Source organism: Bacteroides cellulosilyticus DSM 14838 (assembly GCF_000158035.1).
Classification (GTDB): Bacteria; Bacteroidota; Bacteroidia; order Bacteroidales; family Bacteroidaceae; genus Bacteroides; species Bacteroides cellulosilyticus.
This window is the reverse complement of the sequence record NZ_EQ973492.1, coordinates 357,437-363,464: the sequence shown is the minus strand read 5'-3', so window position 1 is coordinate 363,464 and position 6,028 is coordinate 357,437. Positions and strand designations below refer to the sequence as shown.

Below are 6,028 nucleotides of genomic sequence, written 5' to 3'. Positions count from 1 at the left end.
CGGCAGTGTGGTAAGACAGGCCGAACTGCTGCGTAATATGAGTCTGACTCCTAAAAAACGAATATCAGCAAGACTGCTGCCCAAAGAAGAGGAAACGGAGGAGGAAGAAAACGGACAGGACAAATAGACAATCCAAATTAAGATATATAAAACATGAAAATCCTAAAAGACCGTATCCTGAAAGATGGAAGATGCTACCCCGGAGGTATACTGAAAGTAGATAACTTCATCAACCACCAGATGGACCCTATCCTGATGAAATCCATCGGTGTGGAGTTCGTCAGACGTTTTGCCTCCACCCCAATCAACAAAATTATCACGGTAGAAGCCAGCGGTATCGCTCCCGCCATTATGGTAGGTTATTTATTGGAATTACCCGTAGTCTTCGCAAAAAAGAAAAAGCCGAGCACTATGGAGAACATGCTGGTTACTTCTGTCTATTCTTTCACCAAGCAACGCTCTTATGATGTATGTGTCAGTAAAGACTTTCTCCGTCCGGGCGACCGGGTACTTTTCATCGATGATTTCCTGGCCAACGGAAATGCTGCCAAAGGTATCATGGAGCTTGTGAAACAGGCCGGAGCCGAACTGGTGGGCATGGGCTTCATCATAGAAAAAGCCTTTCAGCATGGAGGTGACGAACTTCGTGAGCAAGGTATTCATGTGGAGTCTCTGGCGATTATTGAGAGCCTTGACAATTGCGAAATTAAAATCAGGTAAAAGTATTTATCATACATCTATAAACTTACAGCCGGCTTGTTGATGAATCAACAAGTCGGCTGTTTCGTTATAATCCGAGTATCTATTTTTATTCAGTAAAGCATTATTTATGGGACAAAGTTGTCCAAATAACTTCTTTCACATCTTCCACGATTCCCATAGTAACATCTTTATCAAACTTCAGTCCCACTGATAATCCATCGCTGTTGGCAACCGTTCGGTAATCCTTTAACTTCAATTCCAATTCCTGAAGAGAAGGATTCTTTATCACTGAGCTTGTACCTCCTTTCGGATACAAAGATACTTCTATGGGTAAAAATATATCCGAAGCCGTCTTATATTTAGAACTGTAAATCTTAGGTTCTCCAAAAGAAACGAATATAGGAAGCAAACTATCTAAACGAGCTTCGGAAACTCCGCCTAACTCTCCGGAAATTTCTCCACGAACTTGTAGATAAGCCTCTTTTATGGTGCGCAGGTAAGAAGTGATAGCGGTGGATGACGAACCACGGTCATATCTCACAAATAAACCGGGAACCTGCCTTTTATCCGTATTTGCAACTTTCCTATATTCTTTCCTCAAGAGATCCTTAAGACGGGCTGATAAGGTTTCCACATCATATTCCTTAATCAATTCCTGATTCAGCATCATCTTATTTCTCATATTTACAAAGAAACTATAAAAACAATCCGTTGATTTCTCAGTCTGAGACTCCATCTTTCCGCCCATAGCATCGTTCGCTTTACGAGTGAAGAAAGCCTCCAACTGTTGCAACTCGCTCTCCTGAACTGAATTTTGTTTCACACTCGCAGACGCGTTTATCGCCTGCTCCACTGTCTTTTTAACTTCCGGACGCGCAAATGCATAAAGCGTTCCGGCAGCTACGGGCACAAAAAGCAATAGCTTCAAACGCGCCCAATTGTTTGTTCTTCTTTTTAACATCATTGTGATACGATTTTTAAGTTTGCTGTGATTGAACCCGCAAGCCATAGAGTAGAGCCTTGTACCCACGGACTTCTTCACTAGCAAGAGTTGATATTCTGTTGCATCGATGCCATTATTAATAACGCCATTATCGGCTTCATATTCATGCACTTCACGAAGTTCACGCATCAGGAGCCATGCGGCAGGATTGAACCAATGGAATATAACGATACATTCCATCCAAAGTAAATCCAATGTATGTCTATGTTGCAGGTGCATTTGCTCATGCAACAGGATTTCTCCGGGGTTCCGTTCGTAATCCTCCTGTGACAGGACAATGGTATGCCCCCAACTGAAAGAGACTATCTTCTCCGGACAGATGACCAGCTTGTATTTCCCGTAATTACAGGCAGGATAGCTCCGGATAAGCCGGCGCATACGGATGGTAGAAAGCAAGAGGAAAGCAAGCACTATCAAAGCCCCGATAAAATAACAACTGCCCAACAGCCAGATCACAGGAATAGTATGAATCACATTCGTACGATCTCCCTCTATACCCTCCCCTTTCTCTGCCATCAAAAGACTTGCTTCTTCAGACAAATGCTTTTCACCCGTTCCTCCTTCTCTTTGAACATCTATTTCCTTCTCAGTCAATAAATGTCTTACAGTAGTTATTGGCAACTGCAAGGTTGTATATTGAGGAACATCTATTTGCAGCAATGGAAGTAACGTACATGCCATCGTTCCTGCCAGCAACAAAAAACGGTTCGTACGGAACAGCGTATCTTTCCTGAAAAACAATCTGAACAGAAAGTACAGGATTGTCAGGCATAAGGTAGACTCAAATATATAAAACAATATAGTTCCCATGATCTATTTATTTGCCGGGTATAACTCTATTTCTATCTGTTCGACTTTTTACTTTCGATCTCTGCTATCAACGCTTTTAACTCGTCTACCGACATACCCTCTTCTTCAATAAATGTAGATACAACATTGGTATAAGAGTTATTATAGTATTGGGCTACTACGTCATTCAGTGCAGAACGCTTATATTCTTTATCGGAAACAGCCGCATAGTACTGATACGTGTTACCATAGGCCTTGTATTTCACAAAGCCTTTTTCCTCTAATCCTCTAACTAAGGTAGATACGGTATTATAATGAGGTTTCGGCTCTTCATAAAAAGCCAGCAATTCACGAACAAACATCGGACCATGTTCCCAGAACATTTGCATGATTTCCTCTTCTTTAGCAGTTAATCGTTTCATAATATTTTCAGGTTTATTTGGGTGAACAACGCAAAGATAGGAATTAGTTTTAAACAAACAACTAATACTATTAGTTATTCAACTAACAAAACAAGTAGTTTAACTAATATTATTAGTAGATAGTAAATACACCTTATTATATATAGAAAAAGAGAAGAAGTATAAGGGCAAGGATTGTTTGCAGCAGAAGAGAAATCAAATACATTCAGTCCTGAATGTAAGTTCATTATAAGAAACAAGATGTTTCATCATTTGAAACCAACAGTTTCACCGTTTGGAACTGAAGGTTTCATGCCTTGAAACTGAGAGTTCCATCGCTTGGAACTAATGGTTTCAAGCAATGAAACTTCTTTTGCAATACGAAGATAGGTTTCGTACTCTTATTTATACTTTCTTTTTCTTTAGCAATGCCTGGTTCAGTACCACATATCCCAGTATTCCGGCAATAATAGTACCACACAACACACCGAATTTAGCTTGATTCAGCAGTTCCGGATAAGCATCAGAGAAAGAAAGATTGGCTATGAACAATGACACCGTAAATCCAACGCCACCCAGCAATGACACGCCTGCAATATTTTTCCAGTTCATACCTTCGGGCATACGGGCAAGCCCGCTTTTAATAGTCAGCCAGGTGAAAAGATAAATTCCCAAAAACTTACCCAAAAGAAGACCTAAGCCAACAGCAAGACCTACATTTCCTATAACTTCTCCGCCACCGCTAAAAACAACTCCTGCATTGGCAAAAGCAAATAAAGGAAGAATGACAAAATTCACAGCTCCATGCAAGTTATCCTCCAAAGATTGTAAAGGACTTATCACACGATCCGAAGCCCGCTCCACTTGCTTTAATGTAGCAATCTGTTCGTTTGTCAATACAATGTTATCAGATTGTACCACCGGGAAAGAACTGACAATAGCCCGGATACGCCGGATATATTTACCCGCATCCAGCCGTGGACGGGCGGGGATCACAAATGCAAGTATCACACCGGATATTGTGCTGTGGATGCCAGATTGCAGGAATAAATACCAGATAATAATGCCAAAGAAAAGAAAGAAGATCTTCTGTGTCATACCAAACTTTCCCATATAATATAAGAACGTATAAAGTATGGCAGCTACAATCAAATAACCGTAAGCAACCTCGGAGCTATAAAAAATGGCAATCACCAGAATACCACCAATATCATCTACCACAGCAAAAGCAGTCAGGAAAATCTTCAGACTCAACGGTACGCGCTTGCCCAGCAGACTAAGCACTCCCAATGAAAAGGCAATATCCGTAGCCATAGGAATAGCCATGCCTTGTGTTTCAGGAGTACCGGGAGTTACCAGAAAATAATAAACCAGAACCGGAAATATCATTCCTCCACATGCTGCAATGAACGGCAGAATAGCTTTCCTGAAAGAGGATAACTCTCCTACCAGTAACTCGCGTTTTATCTCTAACCCCACAGCTAAAAAGAAAATCGTCATCAGACAGTCATTGATAAACTCAATCATGGTCAGATTATGACCGCCATGCGAAAGCAAGTTAAAATCACCTATACGCAAATGCAACTCCTGCGACAGGAAACTCTGATACACAGGAGCCAATGAAGAATTGGCAACAATAGCTGCCAGAATAGCAGTCAGGAATAATAAAATACTCGCCGCCACATTCAGTGCCGAAAAGTTTTTCACAGTACGTAGAATAATCATATATTCGATTTAAGTATTAGATTTCCAAAGGGATATCCCGACACCGTTAACGAGCTATTCCTGATAGCTCATTAACGCTAACTTTTTAACCCAAAGTACAAATACACCTGTTAATATTAAATTTAACACAATAGTAAGCACAGAAATTACTAATGCCGGACCACCCAAGTTGTAACCCAACGCAATGAAAATAACTCCTGCCCCTACCTCACCACGGGTAAACATACCAATGGAAAGTGCCAGACGTTCGCTCAATTTACGGTCGCGGTAGAAGAATACCGGAAATAACTTACCGACATTGGAAAGTAACGATACAATAACCACATGTACAATAATCAATGCCCAAGGCATCATTTCCTGAGAACCGGTTACAGAAGCCAGCCCCGTATCACCAGGGAGACTGATTCCTTGAAGCGGAGGCATACTCATACCAACCAGGAACATAAAGATAAATGAAATTCCGGTTGAAGCTTTACGTTCCCAAGCCGTATCAATATCCTTATGTTTCATGACCATACCCAGAACGAATGCCGGAAGCAACACCTCAATATGAATGCTGGCATCTTCTCCATATAAGTTCTTTGTAATAAGATAAAGCGATTGAGTGGCGGCAAACACCAAAACGGAATAAAACAGAATGGCTTTCCAATCCTGCCGCATATTGTATTTACTCAGTTTCTTCCAACCGAAGGAAAGCAACAGAAAGACGATAAGGATAATTACCAGCAACTGCCAGCGAGGTCCGATCATCATTATTTGCAAAGGAATCATCAAGAGGATGGTATCCAAATCATCAAAGATGGCCAGCACCTGAATCTTCTTGTAGATCCAGCTGGACTTTAGTCCGATAGCAGCCAACATAGTGAATAATATACCTGCGGAAGTAGGAGCCGCAAAACGACTCAGTAACAAGTTTTCTTTCCATGCCTCCCAACTATTCCAGTATTCCGGCGGAAGTAAAACAAAAATATAGTAAATAGCAATCAGAAACCAAGGCATGGCGGCCGTAGCCATAGCAACGAAATAATCTTTTGCGTACGTTTGCCATCGGGACTTGTCCACCTCAAACTCACGTCCCACATTGATCATAATGAATCCCAGACAAATATATAGTAACACATTAGATACAGTTTTCACCGTACCATAATCACTTCCTGACCATGCAGGCAGATATTGCGCTATAAAGAGACCTACCACCAGGAAGGCCGAAAACGATAGAACTTTTCTCATTTATTATTAGTTAGAATTTTCAAAACAAAGGGGATTGTCAAGACAGTCCTACAGAAAGAGAACAATCCCCCGGACTAATATGAATCAGCTTTTATGCTTTTTTATATTAATCTAATTTCAACACCGCAAGGAACGCTTTCTGCGGCACTTCAACATTACCAATCTGCTTCATACGTTT

Annotated in this window: 5 protein-coding genes; 1 reads left to right on the top strand and 4 read right to left on the bottom strand. The window is 41.0% G+C overall.

What is annotated here, in order from left to right:
- Positions 1 to 153 precede the first annotated feature (153 nt).
- Entirely contained in the window at positions 154 to 720 is a 567-nt protein-coding gene (gene xpt, locus BACCELL_RS19545; protein WP_007213756.1) for a xanthine phosphoribosyltransferase, read from the top strand.
- 103 nt (positions 721 to 823) lie between these two features.
- On the opposite strand, the gene BACCELL_RS19540 is transcribed toward xpt, so the two are convergent.
- The 4 genes from BACCELL_RS19540 to BACCELL_RS19525 all read right to left on the bottom strand — a co-directional run bounded on the left by BACCELL_RS19540 (position 824) and on the right by BACCELL_RS19525 (position 5,850).
- A complete protein-coding gene (locus BACCELL_RS19540) occupies positions 824 to 2,515 on the bottom strand; it encodes a M56 family metallopeptidase (RefSeq protein WP_007213755.1) in 1,692 nt (563 codons plus the stop codon).
- A gap of 32 nt (positions 2,516 to 2,547) precedes the next feature.
- The gene (locus tag BACCELL_RS19535) at positions 2,548 to 2,916 is read right to left on the bottom strand and encodes a BlaI/MecI/CopY family transcriptional regulator (RefSeq protein ID WP_007213754.1); all 369 of its coding nucleotides are present in this window, start codon (positions 2,914 to 2,916) and stop codon (positions 2,548 to 2,550) included.
- A 384-nt stretch (positions 2,917 to 3,300) separates the two neighbouring features.
- The gene (gene nhaA, locus BACCELL_RS19530; protein ID WP_007213752.1) at positions 3,301 to 4,620 is read right to left on the bottom strand and encodes a Na+/H+ antiporter NhaA; all 1,320 of its coding nucleotides are present in this window, start codon (positions 4,618 to 4,620) and stop codon (positions 3,301 to 3,303) included.
- Positions 4,621 to 4,674: 54 nt separating this feature from the next.
- Entirely contained in the window at positions 4,675 to 5,850 is a 1,176-nt protein-coding gene (locus tag BACCELL_RS19525; RefSeq protein WP_007213751.1) for a cation:proton antiporter family protein, read from the bottom strand.
- Between the last annotated feature and the right edge of the window lie 178 nt (positions 5,851 to 6,028).

What these genes read in the sequence shown, in the direction of transcription:
- xpt (WP_007213756.1), top strand. Translation starts at nt 154, where the DNA reads ATGAAAATCCTAAAAGACCGTATCCTGAAAGATGGAAGATGCTACCCC.
- BACCELL_RS19540 (WP_007213755.1), bottom strand. Translation starts at nt 2,515, where the DNA reads ATGGGAACTATATTGTTTTATATATTTGAGTCTACCTTATGCCTGACA.
- BACCELL_RS19535 (WP_007213754.1), bottom strand. Translation starts at nt 2,916, where the DNA reads ATGAAACGATTAACTGCTAAAGAAGAGGAAATCATGCAAATGTTCTGG.
- nhaA (WP_007213752.1), bottom strand. Translation starts at nt 4,620, where the DNA reads ATGATTATTCTACGTACTGTGAAAAACTTTTCGGCACTGAATGTGGCG.
- BACCELL_RS19525 (WP_007213751.1), bottom strand. Translation starts at nt 5,850, where the DNA reads ATGAGAAAAGTTCTATCGTTTTCGGCCTTCCTGGTGGTAGGTCTCTTT.